General features: G+C 70.4%; 17 protein-coding genes and 2 pseudogenes. 10 read left to right on the top strand and 9 right to left on the bottom strand.

Annotation, left to right across the window (positions count from 1 at the left end; genetic code table 11):
* Position 1 precedes the first annotated feature (1 nt).
* The 3 genes from IPH07_23010 to IPH07_23000 are packed head-to-tail and all read right to left on the bottom strand — an operon-like array spanning position 2 to position 2,765.
* Positions 2-1,717: an AMP-binding protein gene (locus IPH07_23010; protein MBK6920288.1), complete on the bottom strand. Its 1,716-nt coding sequence runs from the start codon at positions 1,715-1,717 to the stop codon at positions 2-4.
* Positions 1,718-1,951: an acyl carrier protein gene (locus tag IPH07_23005; protein ID MBK6920287.1), complete on the bottom strand. Its 234-nt coding sequence runs from the start codon at positions 1,949-1,951 to the stop codon at positions 1,718-1,720.
* A gap of 34 nt (positions 1,952-1,985) precedes the next feature.
* The gene (locus IPH07_23000; protein MBK6920286.1) at positions 1,986-2,765 is read right to left on the bottom strand and encodes an enoyl-CoA hydratase/isomerase family protein; all 780 of its coding nucleotides are present in this window, start codon (positions 2,763-2,765) and stop codon (positions 1,986-1,988) included.
* Between the two features lie 257 nt (positions 2,766-3,022).
* On the opposite strand from IPH07_23000, the gene IPH07_22995 reads away from it, so the two are divergent.
* Both IPH07_22995 and IPH07_22990 read left to right on the top strand, forming a co-directional pair.
* Complete coding sequence (locus IPH07_22995; protein ID MBK6920285.1) at positions 3,023-4,573, top strand: thiol-activated cytolysin family protein; 1,551 nt, start codon at positions 3,023-3,025, stop codon at positions 4,571-4,573.
* A gap of 54 nt (positions 4,574-4,627) precedes the next feature.
* Positions 4,628-5,449 (top strand): M55 family metallopeptidase, encoded by an 822-nt coding sequence (locus tag IPH07_22990; protein MBK6920284.1) that lies wholly within the window; start codon positions 4,628-4,630, stop codon positions 5,447-5,449.
* A 3-nt stretch (positions 5,450-5,452) separates the two neighbouring features.
* Here the strand turns inward: IPH07_22990 and IPH07_22985 are convergent, their stop codons facing one another.
* Complete coding sequence (locus tag IPH07_22985) at positions 5,453-7,123, bottom strand: AMP-binding protein (GenBank protein MBK6920283.1); 1,671 nt, start codon at positions 7,121-7,123, stop codon at positions 5,453-5,455.
* Between the two features lie 289 nt (positions 7,124-7,412).
* Here IPH07_22985 and IPH07_22980 point away from each other — a divergent pair, with 289 nt between their 5' ends.
* Entirely contained in the window at positions 7,413-7,889 is a 477-nt protein-coding gene (locus tag IPH07_22980) for a hypothetical protein (GenBank protein ID MBK6920282.1), read from the top strand.
* A gap of 136 nt (positions 7,890-8,025) precedes the next feature.
* On the opposite strand, the gene IPH07_22975 is transcribed toward IPH07_22980, so the two are convergent.
* A complete protein-coding gene (locus IPH07_22975) occupies positions 8,026-9,069 on the bottom strand; it encodes an MYXO-CTERM sorting domain-containing protein (GenBank protein ID MBK6920281.1) in 1,044 nt (347 codons plus the stop codon).
* A gap of 230 nt (positions 9,070-9,299) precedes the next feature.
* Here IPH07_22975 and IPH07_22970 point away from each other — a divergent pair, with 230 nt between their 5' ends.
* The 4 genes from IPH07_22970 (at position 9,300) to IPH07_22955 (ending at position 13,844) form a co-directional block, all read left to right on the top strand.
* Positions 9,300-9,746 carry a hypothetical protein gene (locus IPH07_22970; protein ID MBK6920280.1) on the top strand — a complete coding sequence of 149 codons (447 nt, stop codon included), beginning with the start codon at positions 9,300-9,302 and terminating at the stop codon, positions 9,744-9,746.
* A 25-nt stretch (positions 9,747-9,771) separates the two neighbouring features.
* Positions 9,772-11,028, top strand: coding sequence for an RtcB family protein (locus tag IPH07_22965; GenBank protein ID MBK6920279.1), 1,257 nt, complete (start codon positions 9,772-9,774; stop codon positions 11,026-11,028).
* A gap of 344 nt (positions 11,029-11,372) precedes the next feature.
* Positions 11,373-12,467, top strand: coding sequence for a VWA domain-containing protein (locus tag IPH07_22960; GenBank protein ID MBK6920278.1), 1,095 nt, complete (start codon positions 11,373-11,375; stop codon positions 12,465-12,467).
* 6 nt (positions 12,468-12,473) lie between these two features.
* Positions 12,474-13,844 (top strand): OmpA family protein, encoded by a 1,371-nt coding sequence (locus tag IPH07_22955; protein MBK6920277.1) that lies wholly within the window; start codon positions 12,474-12,476, stop codon positions 13,842-13,844.
* 30 nt (positions 13,845-13,874) lie between these two features.
* Here IPH07_22955 and IPH07_22950 read toward each other — a convergent pair whose 3' ends face one another.
* From IPH07_22950 to IPH07_22940, 3 genes are all read right to left on the bottom strand, one after another.
* A complete protein-coding gene (locus IPH07_22950) occupies positions 13,875-14,390 on the bottom strand; it encodes a hypothetical protein (GenBank protein MBK6920276.1) in 516 nt (171 codons plus the stop codon).
* 77 nt (positions 14,391-14,467) lie between these two features.
* Positions 14,468-15,796 (bottom strand): sigma-70 family RNA polymerase sigma factor, encoded by a 1,329-nt coding sequence (locus tag IPH07_22945; protein ID MBK6920275.1) that lies wholly within the window; start codon positions 15,794-15,796, stop codon positions 14,468-14,470.
* A 77-nt stretch (positions 15,797-15,873) separates the two neighbouring features.
* A complete protein-coding gene (locus IPH07_22940; protein MBK6920274.1) occupies positions 15,874-16,932 on the bottom strand; it encodes a hypothetical protein in 1,059 nt (352 codons plus the stop codon).
* A gap of 17 nt (positions 16,933-16,949) precedes the next feature.
* Between IPH07_22940 and IPH07_22935 the strand changes: the two genes are divergently transcribed.
* Entirely contained in the window at positions 16,950-19,358 is a 2,409-nt protein-coding gene (locus tag IPH07_22935; protein MBK6920273.1) for a hypothetical protein, read from the top strand.
* Positions 19,355-20,035, top strand: coding sequence for an outer membrane lipoprotein carrier protein LolA (locus IPH07_22930; protein ID MBK6920272.1), 681 nt, complete (start codon positions 19,355-19,357; stop codon positions 20,033-20,035). The genes IPH07_22935 and IPH07_22930 overlap by 4 nt, the downstream gene beginning before the upstream one ends.
* 64 nt (positions 20,036-20,099) lie before the next feature.
* On the opposite strand, the pseudogene IPH07_22925 reads toward IPH07_22930, so the two are convergent.
* Positions 20,100-20,350, bottom strand: a pseudogene (locus tag IPH07_22925) (MarR family transcriptional regulator).
* Between the two features lie 51 nt (positions 20,351-20,401).
* Between IPH07_22925 and IPH07_22920 the strand changes: the two are divergent.
* Positions 20,402-21,540 (top strand): annotated as a pseudogene (locus IPH07_22920) (IS630 family transposase).
* Positions 21,541-21,580: the final 40 nt, after the last annotated feature.

Genomic DNA, 21,580 nt, shown 5'->3' with positions numbered 1-21,580 from the left:
GTCACTCCGACAGCGTGTGAATCGCGGTCGCGCGGTCGCGGTCGCGCAGCAGCTGGGCCAGCAGCGGGCGCTTGATCTTGAGCGACGCGGTCGCCGGGAACTCCTGCGTGCACACGACATAGCCCGCCAGACGCTTGAAGTCCGCGAGCCTGCGGTTGCGGCGGCGCAGCTCCTCGACCAACGCCTCGCTGGCGTGGTCACCGTGCTCGGGTCGCACGACGATCACCAGCTGCTCGCCGGTCATCGAGCCGGTGGGCCAGATGAAGTTGGCCGCGAACACGCAGAACTCCTCGCAGTCCGGCAGGTCCTCGAAGTTGCTCTCGATGTCCTCGGGGTAGATGTTCTTGCCGCCCTCGGTGACGATCATGTTCTTGGCGCGGCCGAGCAGCTTGAGGTGCCCCGCGGCGTCGATGACCCCGAGGTCGCCGGTGCGCAGCCAGCCGTCGACCAGTGCCTCGGCGGTGAGCTCGGGCGCGTCGAGGTAGCCCTTCATCACGGTGCGGGCCTTGATCCACACCTCGCCGACGCCGACGTCGTTGGCGTCGCGGACCTCGATCTCGACCCCTGGTAGCGGCTTGCCGACGGTGTCGGGGCGGAACGGCTCGAGGTCGTTGATGGTCGCGACCGTGCAGGCCTCGGTGAGGCCGTAGCCGATCACGACCGGAAAGCCGAGGTCGTAGAAGAAGCGCGACACGCTCGAGTCGATGAACGCGCCGCCGGCGAAGATGAGCCGCAGCTTGCCGCCGAAGCCGTCGTGCAGGGGCTTGAGCAGCAGCCGCGAGAGCGATGGGTTGGGCCGGGCCGCGGTCATCCACTCGTTGACCTTGGTCAGCCCGTCGATGGCGCGGCGCTGCCACTCGCTCAGCTCGTCGAGGCGCTCGCGGACCTTCTCCTCGAGGTTCTTGAGGATGGTCGGCACCAACGCGATGTGCGTGATGCCGTACTTCTTCATGGTCGTGCGCAGGTACTGCGGTCGCAGCGTGCGCTGGTGGACCACCGCGGCGCCGAACAACATCGGGCCGATGAACCCGCTCATGAAGTCGATCGCGTGGTTGGTCGGCAGCACCGAGAAGAAGCGGTCGTCCTCCTCCATCGGGTATTGGCGCCCCAGGATCTGCGCCTGCTCGAGGTAGTTGTCGTGGGTGAGCATGACGCCCTTGGGCGTGCCCGACGTGCCCGACGAGTAGACGATGCACGCGACGTCGTCGCGACGACGGGGCACCATCCGGAACGGCTGCGAGGTGCTCTGCTCCCAGCGTTGTGCGCGGCCCAGCGAGGCGTTCTCGGGCGCCTCGGTCACCAGCACCAGCAGGCGCTCGAGCACTGCGTGGTCGGCCTCGCGCAGCAGGTCCTGGTAGCGCGACCACTCCGTCACCAACACGCGCGGCTTGCCGTGCGCGAGCAGGGCTAGCTGCTCCTTGGCGGTGAGCTTGTAGTCGAGCGGCATCAGCACCGCGCCGGCCCAGAACCCGCCGAGCGCGGTGATCAGCCACCGCGACTGGTTCTGCATGAGGATGGCGACGCGACCGTCGGGGCCGACGTCACGCTCGTGCAGCAGCGAGGTCACACGCTCGGCCGCGAGCTGCAGCTCGCGGTAGGTGTAGCGCGCGTTCTCGCGGTGGCGGTCGGCCTCGATGAGCGCGACGTTGTGCTTGTGCGTGACGATCGAGTCCCGAATCGCCTCGCCGACGGATCCAATGCGGCCGAGCTCGAGCATCTAGCGCCTCTTGTCGATCGTGGCGGCGAGCTGGCCGAACGTGCGCACGCCCTGCAGCTCGTAATCGGGGATCTCGACGTCGAACTCGAGCTCGAGCTCGCTCATCAGCTCGACGGCCTGGAAGCTGTCGATGCCGAGCTTCTCGAACACGTCGTCCTCGGCGCGCAGCGACGCCAGCTCGACCTGGTATCGCTTGGCAGCCACTTGCATCAATCGATCGAGGCTTGCGGACATGGTGGGGTCTTCTCGTGACGGGGCTCGAACGGGCCTAGGGAAGGTACGGGCGCAGGTCGTCGCTCTGCACGAAGCGCTTCAGCGCCTCGCGCAGCGGCGGTCGCTGGGCCAGACGCAGGAAGTGTTCCTTCTCGGCGTCGAGCTCGGCGCGGGGGATCGGCTTCATGAAGCGCTTGGTGGTGACCAGCGCGTCGCGATCGAACTTGGTCGCCTGGGCCGCGACCGCGCGGGCCGCGACGATGCCCTCGCCGGTCGGCACCATCTGGCTCACGAGCCCGGCGGCGAGCGCCTTCTTGGCGTTGATGCTGCGGCCGGTCAGCAGCAGGTCGCGCACGAGCCCGTTGCCGACGTCGCGCCGCAGCCGTGGGATGCCGCCGAAGCCGGGCAGGATACCCAGGCGCAGCTCGGGGAAGCAGAACCTCGCGCTGCGCTCGGCGATGAGCACGTCGCAGGTGAGCGCGAGCTCGAAGCCGCCGCCGAAGCAGACCCCATGGACCACGCCGATGGTCGTCATCGGCAGCATGTCGAGGGTGTCCATCACGCGATGGATGCGATCGATGAAGTCGCGCATCGCGGGCTGCTGCTGCTCGGGCGGCCGCTCCACCAGGCCGTGGTACAGCTCGCGCAGATCGGCGCCGGCCGAGAAGCCGCCGCGCACGGTGCTGTGCATGACGAGCGCCGCGGTGTGCTCGACGTCGAGCTCGGCGAGGAAGCGCTCGAGATCGTCGAGCATGCCGGTGCCGATCTCGTTGCACGGCTCGCGACCGAGCGCGAGCTCGACGATGCCGTCGTGGCTGGACCAGGTGATGCTCATCGGCGAAGGCCGGAGCATAGCGATCTACGCGGCCCGATCACCCGCATCGAGGGTGGCGCGCAGCAGCTTTCGCACCGGGTTGTCTCACGCGCGGGCCTTCGCACGCGCGCGGGACCAGCCGGTCGCGCCGCCACCGCGCGCCCGTGGCCACCTCCCCGCCCGCGCGGTCGCGCTACGCACCGGTGCGTAGCCGGCGTCAGGGCATGCGCCGAATCCATGCGATCCGACGCGGCGGCGCGTCGTCCCGGCCGGTGACCATGAACCGCACCCCTGGCGTCTGGGCACTCGCATGTTCGCTCGCACTGGCCTGCTCGACCTCGCAGACCGCCGATGACGGCGGCATGGCGGGACCCGAGGACGAGGCCGAGCGGATCGACGCGTGGGTGTTCGGCCTCGGCATCACCGAGCTGCCCAGCGACGCGCTCGACAAGCAGGCCGCCGATGCGCCGACCGAGGAGGGTGACTACACCTGCGCGCACGAGAACTGGTCGGAGACCAAGCAGTTCGACCGCGTGACCGCCATGCTGGTGAACTCGCAGGCGCTCTACCCGGGCGCCCTGGTCGGCAGCGACGCGCTCGCGACCGGTGTGCTCGCGCCCAAGATCCTCCCGCGCGCGCCGCTGCGCTTCTCCGCATCGCTCGAGGGCGTGCTCGACGGCGGCATCTCGGCCGCGGTGCCCTCGCCGAGCCTGTCGGCCTTCCGCGACGCCATGCACGACATCCTCTCGGCGCAGGTCGTCGGAGAGACCCCGGCCCACGTCGACGCGCAGATCTCCGAGGTCCACTCCTCCGAGCAGCTGGGCCTGGCGATCGGTGTCGATGCCCGCTGGGGCTACGTGCTCGGCGGCGAGGTCTCGAGCAGCCTGCAGTTCGAGCGCGAGGACATCCGCAGCCGCTACGCGGTCCGCTTCACGCAGGCCTACTACACGGTCGACGTCGATCCGCCGGAGGCGCCATCGGGGCTGTTCGCGCCGACGGTCATGCTCGACGACGTCGAGCGCGAGTTCGGCGACGACGCACCGCTGTACGTCAGCAGCGTCACCTACGGTCGCAGCGTGCTGTTCACCATCACCTCGGAGTTCTCTTCGGAGGAGCTGTCGGCGGCGCTCGACTTCGCGTATCGCGGGGCCGCGAGCGTCGACGGCTCGGTCAGCGTCACCCACGAGGAGGTGCTCGCGCAGTCGGAGATCACCGCGTTCGTGACCGGTGGCAACGGCGACGCGGCGGCCAAGGCCATCTTCGGCATCGACGAGCTGCGCGACTACATCACCGAGGGCGGCAGCTACGATCGCACCTCTCCGGGCGCGCCGATCGCCTACAAGCTCGCGTGGGTCGCCGACGACTCGCCGGCCGGTTTCGCGCTGACCAGCGAGTACGAGGTCGCGCAGTGCGAGCGCGTGCGGCAGGACGTCCGCGTCGGGCTCACGGGCCTCGCGGTGGTCGACGACGGTGGTGACGGTGGTGATCAGCTCGAGCTGTACGGTGAGGTCGCCATCATCGACGGCAACGGCGACGAGCATGTGTTGTGGTCGGCGGACGCCGGACACCACGTGAGCGTCGCGAAGGGTGAGACCTGGCCGCAGGGCGGTGAGATCGGCGACGCGATCGTGCCGGTGGTGCCGCAGCCCGGCGAGCGCATCGGCATCCGCATCCGCTTGATGGACGACGACGCCAACGGCGACGACCAGCTGATCGATCTCACCAAGTGGCGTGCTTTCGAGGACGGCTGGCGCGGCGACCTCGTGATCCCCGGCGCCGCGGGGGACCAGCACGTCGAGGTGCGACTCGCGATGTCGCCGGTGCCCTGAAGCGCGGGCTGCGAGGGGGCGCACCCTCGCGGGTGCCGCGGTATGCTCGCCGCGGTGCGCGTCTACATCTCGATCGACATGGAGGGCGTCGCTGGCATCGTGCACGGCGATCAGACCCGCAGGGGTGCCGCGGAGTTCGGGCTCGCGTGCGAGCTGATGACCCACGAGGCCAACGCCGCCGCGCTCGGGGCCTTCGACGCCGGTGCGAGCGCTGTGCTCGTCAACGACAGCCACGGCGACATGCGAAACCTGGTGTTCGATCTGCTCGATCCGCGCGTCGAGCTGCTCACGGGCTCGCTCAAGCCCTACAGCATGGCCCAGGGCCTCCACGACGAGCGCTTCGATCTCGCGATGTTCGTCGGCTACCACGGCGGCGCCGGTACGCAGGACGCGATCCTCGATCACACCTACCGCGGCAACGTCGTGCACGGCATCCGCGTGGGCGGGCGCGTGCTCAACGAGGCCGGGCTCAACGCGCTGGTGGCCGGCGAGCGCGGCACGCCGGTCGGCCTGGTCACCGGTGACGCCAGCACCTGCGCGCAGTGTCGCGAGCTGCTCGGCGACATCGTCACCGTCGAGGTGAAGCGCGCGGTCGGCCGAGCAAGCGCTCGCTCGCTGCATCCGGTGCGGGCCCGCGAGCTCATCCGCGCGGGCGCGCGCCAGGCGGTCGACGAACGCGCGCGCATGCAGCCATTCGTGCTCGACTCGCGAGCGCTCGAGGTCGACGTGCTCACCACCGCGATCGCCGACGCCGTCGCGATCGTACCCGGGGTCGTGCGCACCGGCCCACGCACGGTCGCCTATGCGGCCCGCGATCTCGACGACCTCTTCCGCGCGTTGATGACGATCGTCCGCCTCGGCGGCACCGTGATCTGAGCTTCAGGCCGTCGCGCTGGCGCCCGGCTTGGCCCGCTCACTCTTGGCGGCCTCGTACGCGGCGTCGATCTGCTTGACGAAGTGCTTCTCGATCACGCCGCGGCGCAGCTTCTGGTTGGCCGTGAGCAGGCCGTTCTCGATGCTGAAGGCCTCGTCGACGAAGATCGCCCGGCGGATGCGGCGGTAGGCCGGCAGATCCGCGTTGATCTGTTCGATCGCCCGCTCGACCGCCGCGGCGTCGGGCTTGCCCGGCAGCAAGATCGCCACGAACGGCCGTGCGTGACCCACCACCATGCACTGCGTCACGGCAGGGCACGCGGCCATGAACTTCTCCTCGAGTGGCTCGGGTGCAATGTTGTGGCCCGACTCCGGCACGATGAGGTTCTTGATGCGGCCGATGATCCGCAGGTTCTCGCGCTCGACGTCGACCTGGTCGCCGGTGTGGAACCACCCGTCGCGGATGGCCTGCGCGGTCTCCTCGGGCAGCTCCCAGTAGCCCTGGAAGATGTTGGGCCCGCGCACGATGAGCTCACCCTCGTCGGTGATCTTGGTCTCGACGCCCGGCAGCGGGATGCCCACGCGACCCGCGACCACGCGATCGGGCTCGTCGAGCGAGACGATGCCGGTGGTCTCGGTGAGGCCGTACGCCTGGTACACGGGGATGCCGAGCATCTGGAACCACCGCTGGGTCTCGACGGCGAGCGGCGCCGAGCCGCAGATCAGGAAGTCGAGGTTGGGGCCGATCTTCTGCTTCACGGTGCGCAGCACCAGGCGCTCCGCGAGGCCGAACGCGGCGCGGTCGAAGAATCCCGCGCGCCCCGCGAGGATCGCGTCGTAGGCCGCGAGCCCGCGCTCGTAGAGCGAGGTGGCGATGCCGCCCTTCTCGCGGATCTGTGCGCCCACGCCGTTGCGCACCCGCTCGAGCACCGCGGGCACGTTGAGATAGTAGTTCGGCTTTGCGGTCGCCATCTCCTGCACGAGGTTGGCGAGATCGGTGGACAGCATCACGGGGTTGGGCCGCGACAGCTGCGTCCACAGCATCATGCGCGAGGCCGCGAAGCAAAGCGGCAGGAAGTGGAACACGCGATCGGCCTGCTCGCGCTTGATCGCGACCTTGGCCAGGCGCTCCATCGTGCGCGGGATCATGAAGTCGACGTTGGCGCGTGAGAGCATCACGCCCTTGGCGACGCCGCTGGTGCCCGAGGTGTAGATGAGCGCGACGGTGTCGTCGGGGCCGATGGGGTGCAGGCCCGCGTTGCCCGGCGTGGTCTCGAAGACGTCGTCGAACAACCCGATGGGGCAGTGCTCGGTCCACGCAGCGCGCAGGTTCGCTGCGAGTGTTTCGCTGCCGGCCAGGAGCAGCGACGGCTTGGCGCTGCGGAGCATCGCAGCCAGCTCCTTGGGCTCCTGCTTGTCGTAGAGCGGCACGACGATCGCGCCGCACGCGAGCGCGGCCAGGTCGGCGCAGACCCAGCGCGCGGAGTTGGGCGCCAGGATGGCGACGCGATCCCCCGGCTTCACGCCGCGCTTCGCGATGAAGGCCCGTGCGCGCGCGATCAGGTCGAGCAGCGCGCTGCCGTCGTGGCGACGCAGCTCGCTGCCGTGCACCTCGTCGATGGCGGTGCGTTCGGGCTGTTGTTCGAGGTTCTCGAAGATGCGCGCGAGGAAGTGCATGACGACGATGGGCGAGGGCGAGGGCCGAAGCGGCAGGAGCGTAACCCCAGGCCGGCCGCGCCGGCCACCCGGCCGTCGTGCCGGGACCCCGGAGGGTCCCCGAGCACCCCTCTCGATCGCGGCGCTAGACGGCAGTGCGACCGCAATTTCGACGATGTTGCGAGGACGTGCAAAGCCCTCGGGCCGCGGTCCGACAAGGTCTGTGCTCGGCCCCGACAGCTCGCTCGCCAGCCGCCCAACACCTGGGCGGCGCGATGCGACCGGGGCCCGGGCCTGGAGTTGAAAGACCATGTTGGCTCGCACCCTCGTCCTCGCTGCGCTCTCGCTCTCGACCGTCACCCTCGCCGTCGCCTGCGACGTCACCGATCGCGATCACGATGTCACCGATCGCAACGGATCCGCCGACGTCGAGCTGACCCCCTGTGGCAACGGCATCGTCGAAGAGGGTGAGCTCTGCGACGACGGCGTGCTCAACGGCCCCCATCGCGAGTGCACGCAGTACTGCACCTTCAACGACTGCAACCTCGACTACTACGGCAACTGCGAGGCGCCGCATCCGGGCGTCGCCGATGTGCCGTACCACCCGTGCGGCAACGGTGTCCTCGACGAGGGTGAAGCCTGTGACGATGGTCTGCTCAACGGTGCGTCGCGCCGCTGCACGACGGCGTGCGAGTTCAACGACTGCGAGGTCGCCGACGACGGCTGGTGCGAGTCGCCGATCGGCCCCAACGATCTCTCCGCCGAAATCGAGGGCGGCGGAGAGTAAACCCGAGGAAGTAGCCCGGCGGGATGTCGGGTGAAGGCAAGCGCGAAGGCGCCCTGGGGGGAGTGACCCGGGGCGCCTTCATTTTTTCTGGCTCGTTGGCAGCCCGCCATCGCGCCGCGGTGACACGTGGGTGGCGTCAGCGACGACGGCGGCGCAGGCCAACGAGCGCGAGCAGGGCGAGCCCCGCCGCGGCCGGTGAGTGGTCGTCGGTCGCGTTGCAGGCACAGCCTGCGGTCTCGCCGGTCTCGCCCGCGGTGTCGCCGGTGCTGCTTTCGTCGTTGCCGGCCGTCGCGGACGCAGAGGCCGATGCACTGTCACTGTCGCTGTCGGTGGCCGACGCCGTCGCCGAGGCGGTCGCGCTCGCATCGCCGCCCTCCGAGCCACCGGTGCTGCCGCCCTCGGAGCCGCCCTCGGAGCCGCCCTCCGAGCCCGACGCGGTGTCGCCCGTGGAGCCCTCGCCGCCGGTCGGATCGGTCGTACTGCCGTCGGACGAGCTCGACTCGCTCGACACCGTGGTCGACACGCCGCCGCACTCGACCTCGATCTGATCGAGGCACGCGTTGTAGAAGCCGCGATCGTCGAGGTCGTTCCAGCTGGCTTCGCCAGAGCCACCACCGCTGACGCCGTCGGCACACTCACAAAAGTAGACGGGGTTGTCGCCCGCTTCGAGATCGCAGGCCCCGGCGTCGGTCTCGCAATCCCACAGCGGCGGCACGGGTGGACCGCAGACGACGTCGACGTTGGCCTCGCACTCGCTCAGCAGCTCGTCGTCGCTCAGGCCCGCCCACTCGTTGCCGCCGCCGAGCGCACCACCCGAGCCATCGTTGCACTCGCAGATCAGCGAGTCGCTGGGCTCGTTGTCGATCCAACAGGTGCCGTTCATGCCGTCGCACTGGATCCCCGTGGGCGGCATCGGCGGGCCGCAGAACGACGCCAGCTCCTCGAGACACACCGCTTGCAGCTCGTCCTCGGTCAGTCCGGCCCACGCATTTCCGCCAACGCCGCCGCCGCCCGACCCGTCGCTGCACTCGCAGCTGATGCTGTCGGAGCCGTCGTTCGAGACGTCGCACGCACCGTCCACGGTCATGCAGCTGGCGGAGGCCGCCTCCGCCACGCGCGGGACGACCGCGATCCCCAACACCGACGCCATACCCATGCCCAACGCAATCCAATGCTTCAAGACCTGCATCATCATCCTCCGGGCGGTTCGGTCCGCCCACACGCTATGTGTCGTCAATGGCCGGCCACGATCATCCTTCGTGGTTGATCGCGAAAAAAAAATCGCCCCTACCCCGGCGTGGGGTCGCCGCGCAAGACCTGGAAATCGAAGCGGAGTTCGTGGATGGGGGTGGCCTGGGGGCTCGCGACCCGCGCGCAACCCGGACTGGAGCCGCCCCGTCGTCTCCCGGCATGCGCACCCTGTTCCCGTCGTTCGCGCCCTTGCTGGTCAGCGGCTGCTTCCTCTTCAACGGCACGCCATCCACCACGGCCCCCACCGCGGCCGAGACCGGCAACGGCACCGAGCCGACCACGTCGGCGGCCGGCGAGCCGGCGGTCGCGGCTGGGTCTCCCTCGGCCGCGGAGCCGGTCGCCGCCGCACCCCAGGGCCCCGTCAGCGTCACGCTGCGCAACAGCTGCAAGCAGACCGTGAAGGTGTTCTTTGGTGACAAGCCCAAGTTCGGCAGCGGCACGTACTCGTCGCTGTCGTCCAACTCTGTCACGAGCCACACCTTCGCAGTGGGCGACATGATGTGGATCGTCGACGACGCGGAGAACGGACTGTCGAGCACGTCGGTGTCCGCCAACACCCGCGAGATCGAGGTGCTCGACGGTTGCTCCGGTCTGCGCGTACGCTAGGTCTCCTCGAGCGGGAGCACCTTTGATGGACGACACGCCGGACGCCGCGAACCCGTCGAAGCCGAGCTACGAAGTCTTCAGCTCACCGAGCGGATACCCGATCAAGTCGTGGACCGTCGGTGTCGAGTTCGAGGAGGGCGCGAAGGCGCAGCTGCGGCGCATGGCTGCGTTGCCGTTCATCCACAAGTGGCTCGCGGTCATGCCCGATGTCCACGGTGGCGCGGGCGCGACCGTGGGGAGCGTGATCCCGACACGCGGCGCGGTGATCCCGGCCGCGGTCGGCGTCGACATCGGATGCGGCATGATGGCGGTGCGCACCGACCTGCCGTCGCACCGATTGCCCGACGATCTCCGCGCGCTCCGAGCGGCGATCGAGGCGGCGGTCCCCCATGGCCGCACGCACGACGGCCGCGCGGGTGATCGCGGCGCCTGGGGCACGCCGCCACCGGGCCACGTGCGGGCGTGGACCAGCCTGGCCGCCGGCTACGACGCGATCGTCGCCAAGCATCCGAAGATCGGCCGTGGTCCGCGCGCCGAACACCTCGGCACGCTGGGGAGCGGCAACCACTTCATCGAGATCTGCATCGACGAGGCCGAGCAGGTGTGGTTCATGCTGCACAGCGGCTCGCGCGGCGTGGGCAACCGCATCGGTCGATACTTCATCGAGGGGGCGAAGGAGGCGATGCGGCAGTGGTTCATCGAGCTGCCCGACGCCGACCTCGCCTACTTCCCGGAGGGTACCCAGGGCTTCGACGACTACGTCGAGGCGGTGTCGTGGGCGCAGGAGTTCGCGCGGATGAACCGCGAGGTGATGATGCGCGCGGTGATCGACGCGGTCGCGGCGACCGCGTTGGTGCCTGCGTTCGACGCGACGCTGGCGGTCATCAACTGCCACCACAACTACGTCGCGCGCGAGCATCACTTCGGCAAGGACGTGTTCGTCACGCGCAAGGGGGCCGTGCGCGCGCGCGAGGGCGATCTCGGCATCATCCCTGGCAGCATGGGGGCGCGCTCGTTCATCGTGCGGGGGCGAGGGCAGCCCGACAGCTTCTGCAGCTGCAGCCACGGCGCTGGGCGCCGGATGTCGCGTACCGAGGCCAAGCGTCGCTTCACGCTCGACGATCACGTCGAGGCCACCCGGGGGGTGGAGTGCCGCAAGGACATCGACGTGATCGACGAGACCCCCGCGGCCTACAAGTCGATCGACGAGGTCATGCACGCGCAGCGCGACCTCGTCGAGGTCTTGCACACGTTGCGGCAGGTGGTGTGCGTCAAGGGCTGACGCAGGTGGCCGTGTGGCCGCGGCGGCCGCGGTGACGCCACGCGTCGTGCGCGATTCGACGACGAAGGGCGGTTCTGCCTGATCGCGGCGCGGGCTCACCCGCGGAGGTCGATGTCGCACCGTGCTGCTGCGCCCGTGGGGTTTGTGGGTTCGCCGGGGTCAACGCTCTCGAAGGTGCGCTCGGCCACCAAGATTCCAGTGCGTGGACGTGGATCCCGATCGCGTGCCCGCGGACAATCGTCGTCCGGGGGCATGGGGACATGCGTGTACATGGGATTGGTTTTCGCGCAGGGCTATGGGTCGTATCGACGGGCGCATGCGCGGCGCCGTGTGTCGACGACGGCGTGAACCAGAAGTTCTGTCCGTCGCAGGACACCGACACCGCCACCGACAGCGCGAGCGGCAGCGGCAGCGCCACGGCGGTCTCGGCCTCGGCCGATGCGACGGCGACCGAGCCGACGGCCGGTAGCGCGTCGATGACGGCCAGCGCGACCGCGGCGAGCGCGTCGATGACGGCAGCCGACAGTGGCGACGCATCGGCCAGTGCGACCACGACGGTCGGTGACGAGTGCCCGCTGCTCGACGACGCGTGGCAGTCGGAGCCGCCGACTTTCCTGCTGCTCATCGATCAGTCGGGCAGCATGGACCAGCCGTTCGACACCAGCACGCGCTGGCAGGTGCTCGGCGAGACGCTGTTCGATCCGACCGTGGGAGCGATCGCGCAGTTCGAGGATCAGATTCGCTTCGGCATGTCGCTGTACACCAACACCGACGCCGACCCCGGCTGTCCCGAGCTGACCGAGACCGCGCCGATGCTCGGAGCCTTCGACGCGATCTCGATGGCGTACGAGGATGCGATGCCGCAGCAGGACACGCCGACCGGCGATGCGATCACGGCCGTGACCGCCGAGTTGGTGGACGATCCCGCGCCGGGCGAGCGCGTGATCGTGCTGGTGACCGATGGCGAGCCCGACACATGCGTGATGCCGAATCCCCAGATGGGGCAGGCCGAGGCGGTCGCAGCCGCGACCGCGGCCCACGACGCCGGTATCCGCACGGTGGTGGTGAGCGTCGGAAGCGATGTCAGTGCGGATCATCTGCAGGACATGGCCAACGCCGGCGCCGGCGTGAGCCCTGGTGATCCCGACGAGCCGTACTACGTCGCGACCAATCAGGCCGAGCTCTCGGCGGCATTCGAGGCGATCATCTTTGCGACGCGGCCGTGCAGCTTCACGCTGCAGCAGCCGCTGATCGAGAACCAGGCCGGGAACTGCGTGGTGCAGGTGAACGGCACGGCGGTCGATCTCGACGACCCCGATGGCTGGCACACCGACGGTGCCACCAAGATCGAGCTGGTGGGCGGCGCCTGCGAGGCGATCCAGACCGGCGCGGGCATGGTCGAGATGACTTGCGACTGCAGCGCGGTGGAGGGCGCGTAGGATTCCATGACTGCACTCTCTTACATCTTCACGTGTCTCCTCGTCGCGGCGCCCGAGGCCGGTGCCGACCTGTCCGTGGACGCCACCGCGCAGGGCGAGGGCGCCGACGCGAGCGCCGGTGGCAAGGGCAAGCGCGAGCGCGGCGAGAGCCGGCGCAGCGACGGCGATCGCAAGCAGAAGTGGATCCACCGCCATCCGCCCACGCGGATGATGGGTGAAGTGGGTGTCTTCGGCGGCATCATGCTGCCCACGCCGCGACTCGAGCTGTTCGAGTTCGACAACGCGCTGCCCGACAACGGCTTCCGGCGCGTGCGCGGCGTCGCGCCGGAGATCGGCGTGCGCGGTGGCTTCTATCCGCTGAGGTTCTTCGGGCTCGAGCTCGAGGGCGCGGTGATGCCCGCGAAGCTCCGCGATGTCGATGCCCGCGCCAATCTGTGGGCGTTTCGCGGGCATGTCGTCGGGCAGCTGGGGCTGTGGAGTGTCACGCCCTTCATCCTGTTGGGCACCGGCGCGTTCGGGGTCGCGAGCTCGCGTGCGGCGCTCGGCAACGACGTCGACATCTCGATCCACTTCGGCGGCGGTATCAAGATCTTCGCGACCGACTCGATCATGGTCCGGCTCGACCTGCGCGACACCGTGAGCGCGCGTCGTGGCGTCGACAACGGCCTCGGCCACAGCGGCGAGCTGCTGCTGGGCCTGTCGTGGACGCCCCGCGGCCGCAAGAAGCCCACGCCGGAGAGCGGCCCGCGCGACCGCGACGGCGATGGCTTCCTCGACGACGAGGACAAGTGCATCGACGAGCCCGGCATCGCGCCCGACGGCTGCCCACGCACCGATCGCGACGGCGACGGGTTCTACGACGACGAGGACAAGTGCATCGACGAGCCCGGCGTCGAGCCGGATGGCTGCCCGCGGCCCGATCGCGACGGCGACAAGATCGCCGATGTCGACGATTCCTGCATCGACGAGCCGGAGACCAAGAACGGCTATGAGGACACCGACGGCTGCCCCGACGAGCTGCCCAAGGACGTCGCCGAGTTCAACGGGGTGTTCCCCGGCATCGAGTTCGACACCGACAAGGACACCATCAAGCCGGCGTCGAAGAAGATCCTCGAGCGGGCGATCAAGGTCCTGACGGACTACCCCAAGCTGAAGGTCGAGATCGGCGGCCACACCGATTCGACCGGCTCGCGCGAGCACAACCTCGATCTGTCGCGGCGTCGAGCGGCGTCGGTGAAGCGCTACCTCGTGGAACACGGGATCGCGGAGGACCGCATGAGCACGCGCGGCTACGGCCCCGACAAGCCCATCGCGGAGAACGAGACCAAGGACGGGCGCCAGCGCAACCGTCGCATCGAGTTCACCGTGCTCGACTGAACTCGGATGGCAGCGGCGCGGAGCCCCGGCTCACGCGCCGCTGCTGCCTCCGGTCCCACTCGAGGAGGTCGAGGAGGTCGAGGAGGAGGACGTGTCGGTCACGTCCGTGGTTCCGCCGTCGCTCGCCGACCCGGTCGTGGTCGTCGACGTGCCGAGCGTGGCGCCGCAGCCGGCGCTCGTGCAGATGCAGTCGCACGCCGCGAGCATCGCCTCGCCGCTCGAGGCGGTGATGCCGGTGCGGGTGACGTCGCAGAACTCGCAGACGCAGGCGTACGGCGTCTCGTCCGCTGACGGCTCGAGCGTGACGCCGCATGCCGCGACGGGATCGCCGACGCCGGTGTCGACGTCAGCTTCCGTGGTGTCCGGCGAGGTCGTGGCCGTGGCCGCGACGCTGGTCGCCCCCTCGGTGTCGGCCCCGGTGGCGGTCGCACCGTCGCCCTCCGACGCGAGGTGGCCGACCTCGCGGGCATCGGAGCACCCGGTCAGCAGCGCGAACACCAGCGCGTGACACTGCGTCGGCGGCCGCGGAGGTGGGCGGTCGAGCATCGCCGCGACCCTCGCTGGCCAAGGCGGGTGCGAGTCCGGGTCCGACGGGTGTTGGCTGCGCTGGCGCACGGCTTGCGTCACGGTTTGCGTGCGGCCGCGCTGCACACGTCGCGCACCGCTGCGGCGGTGGGGGAGGCGGGATGCTCGGCCACGAGGCGCTTCGCCAGCGCGCGGGCGTCGTCGATTGCGCCCGACGCACACAGCATGCGAGCCCACGCCGCTCGTCGATCGATCGCGAGGGCGCCTTCGGGATACTCGTGGGCGTGCGCCTCGAGCAGACGACGCGCGAGCGCGGGATCGTGATCGCGCAACGCCACACTCGCGCCGCGCAACAGCTTGGCCTCGGCCGCGAGCGTGCTGGTGGTGGTCGTGGCCGCAGAGGGTGGGCCGCCGTCGTCGCGCTCGATGTTCGGCGCCGCGGCGCGCGGGGGTCCGCCGCGGCGCAGGCGTGGCGCGCCGGCGGGCACGCGTCGGCGAGGCTCGTCCGGGGCGAGGCGCGGCGTGTCGAAGGTGTCGGCGCGCGTGGCTGCGACCAGGCGCGGAGCTGCATCGACGACGGTCGGAGGTTCGGCGGAGCGCGGGGCCGGTGCCGGCGCGCCCGCGGGGTCGACGACCGCAGCGACGTGGATCGGCTGGGCGCCGTCCTCGTGTGCACGGTAGCGTGCATGCGCCGCGGCGTCGCCCCGTCCCGCGAGCGCGGCGGTGCCGACGACGGTCGCGAGCGCGGCGGTGGCTGCGACCGCCAGCTTGCCGGTCCATGTGCTCGCGATCGTCGTGGCCGTGCCGTGGCGGTCGAACAGATCGAGCCCGAGCGCGAGCCACAATCGTTGCGTGGCTGCGCGCGGCGGTGGTGCGCAGCGCATCGTCGCGGCCGCCGCGTCGAGGTCGAGCTCACCAATGGCCTCGGTGAGTCGCGCACGCGCGAGTCGCAGACGCGAGTAGACGGTGTTGAGCGGCAGGCCCAGCGCCTCGCTGCACTCGGGGCCGCTCAGCTCCTCGACCTGCATGAGCAGGAAGACCTCGCGCTGCCCGGCGTCCATCCGTGCGAGTGCTGCGTCGACGGTGGCGAACGCGTCGGGCTCGCTCGGTCGCGTCGCGATCGACTCGAGGTGCACCGAAAGCGCGGCGCGCCGGCGGGCGTGGCGGGTCTGCGAGCGATGGTGACGCGAGGCGACGTGCCGCGCGATCGCGGCCAGCCACGCCCGCGAGGACGCGTCGGGTCGAAGCGCATCGATGCGTCGATGCACCGTCAGCCAAACCTCCTGCGCGACGTCTTCGCGCGCCGCCGCGGGCACGCCGAAGTGGGCGGTCAGCGACCACACCAGGCCGAAGTGGCCCTGGTAGAGGGCACGAAACCGTGGGTCGGCGCGGCGGGGGAGGGCGGGCTCGTGACGGACCTGTGCCATCGTCGTTGGGCCTTCATCCCCGGCTCGGGCTGCTTCCGTCATCCTCGGGGCCGGAACGTGGCGGTTGCCGCAGGCTTTCAGCGCGAGCCGCCGCCATTTGGGCCTGGCGTGCGGAATTGCAGCCCCACGAGGACGCGGGCCGACGCCGCGGGCGTCGACCACAGCGGTGAGTCGGCACCGCCGACCGTGATGACCGGCCGTCGGATCGGGATCGCCGCTTCGATCGCGGCGAGGAAGCCGACCCCCGCGGCGATGCGAACGCGCAATCCGACGCGCACGAATGGCGCTGCCCACGGGTAGAACTCGGTCGAGATGCCCAGCAGGTCACGGCCCTTCGCCCGTGCCGCACCGCCCTCGAGCCCGAGGCACAGCGGCACCTCGACCCTGCGCGTCGGCGGTCGCAGGCAACCCGCGAGCCCGACCGTGCCGAGTAGCATGCTCGCACCGAAGTTGCGGTCGACCGAGGGGATGTCGCGCGGCGTCCACAGCCGGCCATCGAGCTCGGCGATCCACAGCCGTCGACCGAGCGACAGTGCGACCGACACCACGCCGCCGCCGACAGGGGCCAGGCCCGAGCCGAAGCCGCCCATGAAGCGCAGGCCGAGCTCGAAGTGCTGACCCAGGCGCGCGCGTGAGGTCGGCGGGGGCGATGGCACTGCGCGGGTGGTGCCGGGTGACGAGGTCTCGACCGCGGGGGGCGGCATCTCGTCGACGGGCGCTGCGACGTCGCGCTGCGTGGCGACCTCCGGCGTTGCAGCCGTCGCCGGATCGAGCGTGAGTGCCACGACCACGGCCACCGCGTCGGCGAGGTCGTCGCAATCGGCGGCCTCGAGGTGCTTGAGCTGCGCGGCACCATCGATCGCAGTGACGAGATCGACGGTGTAGTGATCACCTGCGCGCTGCACGGTCGCGGTCGCGATCGAACCTGCATCGGCATGATCCACGGCGTCGGCGACCCGTCGTTCCAGCTCGGCGTCGTCGGGGCACTCCGGTGGGGCCGACCACGCGATGCGATCGGCCGGGGGTTGCGCGGGCGGATCGGCGTCTGCGACGGGTTCCACGCGCCCGCTCGCGGCCACCAACAACGACCACAGCCACACGCCCGAAGTGTGGCGGATCCCCGTGGCGCTCGCCAAGCGCAAGGTGGCCTTGCGTGCGTCGCTGGACGCCCGCCACCGACGACAGCTGGTACCCTTCGGCCCGAGCACCCTTGGGTTCCGACGCGCCGACCACCACCCCCACCGGGGCCGCGATCTCGCTGTCGCGCTGGGCCGGGCGGCACGCGACATGGGTGTTGCTGGCGTGGTTGGTGGCGCTCGCAGTCGCGGGCTGGTCGCTCGCCCATCGAGCGACGATCGACGGCGGCGCGCTGTCGTTGCTGCCCGAGGCCGAGCGCCCGCTCGCCGACGAGCGCCTGCTGATGCTGACCCTCCGCGAGGGTGGCAACACGGAGGTCGAGCCCGTGCTCGACGACGACGACGACGACGCGTTGGTCGCCGCGGCCGCCGCGGTCGCCGATCGCATGGTCGACGAGCGCGTGCCGTTGGTGCCGCCGGCCGGGGAGGCGGCGGCATGGTTCGATGCCCACGCGATGTGGCTGGTCAGCGACGCCGCGCTGGTCACCATCGGGGCGCGTCTCAGCGATGCCGCGATGTCCGACGCGATCGAGGGCCTGCGCGCGCGCATGTCGTCGCCACTGTTCGGCGTCGCGGGTGACGAGCCTCGGCGCGATCCCCTGGGCCTGTTCGCCCTGCTCGGCGCCGAGGGGGCCGCGTTCGCCAGCCACGAGGGCACCGGGCGGGCGAGCCCGACCGCCAGCGGCGATCTGCTCGCGGCCGACGGTGGTGCGTTGCTGCTGCTGCTGCGCTCGTCGCGGGCGCCCGCGGCGTTGATCGCCGACGTGCGCGCGGCGTTGGGTGATGCGCCGGTCGACGCGACGTGGGTCGGTCCGACCCACGTGGAGGAGGCGGCCGCGGACCTCACCGAGCGACACCGCGTGCGGATGCTGGCCCTCGCATTGGCCGGCATCGCCGCGGTGCTGGCCGGCATCCTGCGGCGCATCCGTGCCACGCTCGCGATCCTCGCGTGCCTGGCCGCGCTCGCGGCCGGTGCGTTGGCGTGGCTGCCGACGGCGGACCTGTGGTCGGCCGCGATGGTCGTGCTGCTGCTGGGGTTCGTGTGCGAGGGCGCGTTGCATCTGCAACGCATCAGCGCGCGCGGCTGGCCGGCGGCGGTGGTGCTCGCGGGTGCACTGTTGCCGCTGTTGCTGTCGCCCTACCCGGCGTGGCGCGCGTGGGCGTGGTACTGGGCGATCGCCGTCGCGATCGCGATGGTGCTGCTGCGCGTGGTGCTGCCCGCGATCCACGAACGTGTCGGCGGTGCGGTGTCGTGGGCCACCCGCGGGTTCCAGTGGCGCGCGATGCCGGCGCTGGCGCTCACGCTCGCGCTGGCCGCGTTGGCCGCGGGCGCGTGGTCGGTGTCGTCGCTGCGCTACCGCGGCGCCGATCGGCTCGCGCTCGGCGAGGCCGCCACCTCGGTCGCGCAGCGTCGACTGCTCGACGAGTTCTTCGATCCGGCGACGTTGGTGATGGTGCAGAGCGAGGGCGCCAGCCTCGACGAGGCGCTCGAGCGCGCCGCCAGCGACGAGCGTGCGCTCGCCGAGCGCGTGCCCACCGAGGTGATTCGGGTCGACGGCCCCGGCGCCTGGATCGCACGCACCCCCGATCTCGATCGGCGGCGCACGGCACTCGCCGAGCTGAAGCTGCCGCTGCGCCTCGATCGTCTGCGCGCGACCCTCGAGGCCCAAGGCTTCCGGCCCGACGCGTTCGGTGAGTTCCTCCGCAGCGCGGCGGGCGACGGCGGCCTGCCCACCGCGGCCGCGATGCTGCAATCGGCCCTGGGTCCGTGGCTGCGACGCTACGCGAGCGAGCGCGATGGTCGCTGGCGCGTGCGCACGTTCGTGCAGCTGGGGCCCGACGCCGACGCCCCGCTGCCGCGGGTGCGGGGCGCCGATGAGGTTCCGCTGGTGCTGCAGGGACCCGCGGTCGCGGCCCGCCGCGATCGCGAGGGCTTCGCGGATTGGCTCGGTATCTGGGTGCTGTGTCAGCTGTGGTTCGGCGCGCTGACGGTGTGGCTCGGCACGCGCAGCCTCGCGACCGCGATGGCGGCCGCGGTCGCGACCCTGGCCACGCAGTGCGCGGTGCTGTGGGCGCTGGCGGTGCTGCACGTCCCGGTCGGGCCTGCGATGGTGCCGGCGCTGCTGCTGGTCGGCGCGGCCGCGACCATCTCGTCGGGGCGAGCGTGCCGTGCGATCGATCTGCAGCGCCCGTTGTTCGCGACCGGCGTGGTCGTGACCAGCCTGTGCCAGATCGCCTCGGGCGCCGCGCTGGTCGCCAGTGGCGTCCCGGTGTGGCAGGGCCTCGGCATCGTGGTGGTGCTCGGCGCAGCGACGGCCTCGGGGTTCGGGCTGTTCCTCGCGCCCGGCGTCGTGCGACTGCTGCGGGGCGCGTTCGGGCGCGACCGCCACCGCGACGAGCCACCCTCGGAGGAATCGCCGCCATGATCACCTCGCGTCGCTCGCTCCTGGTCGGCTTGGGTGCCGCGCTGTGTGCCCGCTCGGCGCACGCCGACGAGCTCACCGACAAGCGCCTGCAGAACCGCCTCGAGCTGTGGGCCAACTACGCCAAGCGCACCCGGAATCTCATCGCGCGCGTCACCACGACCCGCGAGACCTCGCTGCTTCGCGAGCCACTCGTCGTGACGGGGCAGATCATCTTCCGCGCGCCGTCGACCTTCGTCGTGCGCGACGACGGCCTCGCCGGTTCGACCACCATCGTCGACGGCGACGAGCTCTCGATCGTGCCCAACCAGCGCGTCGAAGGCACGCCGCTACGGCCGCCGATCGCCCGCAGCGAGAACCTCGCGGCGGCGTGGCTGGCCGACCGCCTGCGCGCCGCGTTCGCGCCGGGTGACGGCGCCGAGCTGATCGCGGACGCGCGCACCGACGTGCCCAAGCGGGGCTACCGGCTCGACATCCTGCCGCCGCGCGGCTCGGTCATCCGTCGCGCGATCCGTAGCGTGACGCTGCACCTCGATCCGGTCGCGGGCGCCGTCACGCAGATCCTCATCGCCGAGGCCCAAGGCGATCGCGTGCACATGCAGATCGCCGATCATCGGCAGAACCTGCCCGACGAGGATCTCGACGCGCTCATGGCCGAGATCGCCAAGCTGCGTGCCTAGAGCACCGTGCTGGCCGCACGCAGCTAGTACCTCGACACAGGGATAGTGATCGATTGAGGCGCGGTTAACGCAGCTCTGGGAGCTGCGCAGGCGGCACGAGGATCTCGATGGTTCGAGCGCGGCCGGGTTCACGTCGAATCAGGCCGCGCTTCTCGAGGGTGACGACCATCGAGTGCACGACCGGGGCGTGACCTCGAAGTACTCCTGCATGTCGGCCTCTGCGGGGGGCCGGCGATGGAGCTTGGTGTAGAGGTAGATGAAGGCGAGGTACTGGCCTTGCTTGTCGGTGAATGCGGCGTCGGCGGGGATCGACATGGGATCTCGGATGTGATCTGAGACGTGTGGCTCCGCGGAGCCGGAGGTCCGATGAACGTCCGCTACATCGTAGAGCTGACCGAAGACGAGCGCGAAGGTCTTCGAGAACGGCTCGGTCGAGGCACTGAGCGAACGCGCAAGCACGCGTGCGCAGATCCTGCTCGCGTGTGATCGAGGTCTCTCGGATGAGGAGACCGCGCAAGTGCTCGGTTGCGGCACGGCGACGATCTACCGAGTGAAGAAGCGGTTCGTCGAGGAAGGACTCGATGCAGCGCTCAGCGATCGTGCTCGGCCCAGGCCGGAGCGGAAACTCTCAGGACGCGAGGAAGCCGTCCTCATCGCGCTGGCATGCTCGAAGCCGCCAACCGGTCGCAAGTGCTGGACCCTCGAGCTTCTCGCGGGCGAGGTCGTGCAACTCGTCGACCACGACAGCATCTCTCGCGAAACTGTCCGGCGGAGGCTCTCCGAGAACGATCTCAAGCCCTGGCAGAAGAAGATGTGGTGCATCCCGTGTGTCGATGCCGAGTTCGTCGAGCGTATGGAGGACGTGCTCGACCTCTACGCTGAGACGCCCGATCCGGAAGCGGCCGGTCGTCTCCTTCGACGAGAAGCCGTACCAGTTGATTGGCGAGACACGTGCGTCCGTCCGAGCGAAGCCGGGCCAACCCGCGCGCATCGACTACGAGTACACACGCAACGGAACCGTCAACATCTTCGTCATGGTCGACGCGCATCGACCATGGCGACACGCCAAGGTTACCGACCAGCGCACGAGCATCGACTTCGCCGAGTGCATGCGCGACCTCGTTGACGTTCACTACCCGAACGCCGACGTCATCCGCGTCGTACTCGACAATCTGAGCACGCACCGCGCGAAGAACCTGTACGACGCCTTCCCCGCCCCGGAAGCCCGCCGCATCCTTCGACGGCTCGAGTTCCATCACACACCCAAGCATGCGAGCTGGCTCAACATGGTCGAGATCGAGATCGGCGTGCTCAGCGGGCAGTGCCTCGACCGGCGCATTCCCGACCGCGCGATGCTCGAAGTCCACGTCGACGCGTGGTCCGCCGCACGCAACCGCGACGGCCATCGCATCAACTGGATGTTCCGAGTCGACGACGCACGGCGGAAGCTTGGCCACGCCTACCCGAAGCCGCTCTTCGACACGCCGTTGCCGGCCGCCGCGTGAACCCATCACTATCGCTGTGTCGAGGTACTAGTATCGAGGT

The sequence above is a fragment of the Deltaproteobacteria bacterium genome (genome assembly GCA_016709225.1).
In the GTDB taxonomy this organism is placed as follows: Bacteria; Myxococcota_A; Polyangia; order Nannocystales; family Nannocystaceae; genus Xiheibacterium; species Xiheibacterium phototrophicum.
The sequence above is the reverse complement of the archived record's forward strand: the minus strand, read 5'-3'. Positions and strand labels throughout refer to the sequence as shown.

Bases quoted from the DNA above. Each gene is read 5' to 3' on its own strand.
- IPH07_23010 (MBK6920288.1), bottom strand. From the start codon at position 1,717: ATGCTCGAGCTCGGCCGCATTGGATCCGTCGGCGAGGCGATTCGGGAC.
- IPH07_23005 (MBK6920287.1), bottom strand. From the start codon at position 1,951: ATGTCCGCAAGCCTCGATCGATTGATGCAAGTGGCTGCCAAGCGATAC.
- IPH07_23000 (MBK6920286.1), bottom strand. From the start codon at position 2,765: ATGAGCATCACCTGGTCCAGCCACGACGGCATCGTCGAGCTCGCGCTC.
- IPH07_22995 (MBK6920285.1), top strand. From the start codon at position 3,023: ATGAACCGCACCCCTGGCGTCTGGGCACTCGCATGTTCGCTCGCACTG.
- IPH07_22985 (MBK6920283.1), bottom strand. From the start codon at position 7,123: ATGCACTTCCTCGCGCGCATCTTCGAGAACCTCGAACAACAGCCCGAA.
- IPH07_22980 (MBK6920282.1), top strand. From the start codon at position 7,413: ATGTTGGCTCGCACCCTCGTCCTCGCTGCGCTCTCGCTCTCGACCGTC.
- IPH07_22970 (MBK6920280.1), top strand. From the start codon at position 9,300: ATGCGCACCCTGTTCCCGTCGTTCGCGCCCTTGCTGGTCAGCGGCTGC.
- IPH07_22965 (MBK6920279.1), top strand. From the start codon at position 9,772: ATGGACGACACGCCGGACGCCGCGAACCCGTCGAAGCCGAGCTACGAA.
- IPH07_22955 (MBK6920277.1), top strand. From the start codon at position 12,474: ATGACTGCACTCTCTTACATCTTCACGTGTCTCCTCGTCGCGGCGCCC.
- IPH07_22950 (MBK6920276.1), bottom strand. From the start codon at position 14,390: ATGCTCGACCGCCCACCTCCGCGGCCGCCGACGCAGTGTCACGCGCTG.
- IPH07_22945 (MBK6920275.1), bottom strand. From the start codon at position 15,796: ATGGCACAGGTCCGTCACGAGCCCGCCCTCCCCCGCCGCGCCGACCCA.
- IPH07_22930 (MBK6920272.1), top strand. From the start codon at position 19,355: ATGATCACCTCGCGTCGCTCGCTCCTGGTCGGCTTGGGTGCCGCGCTG.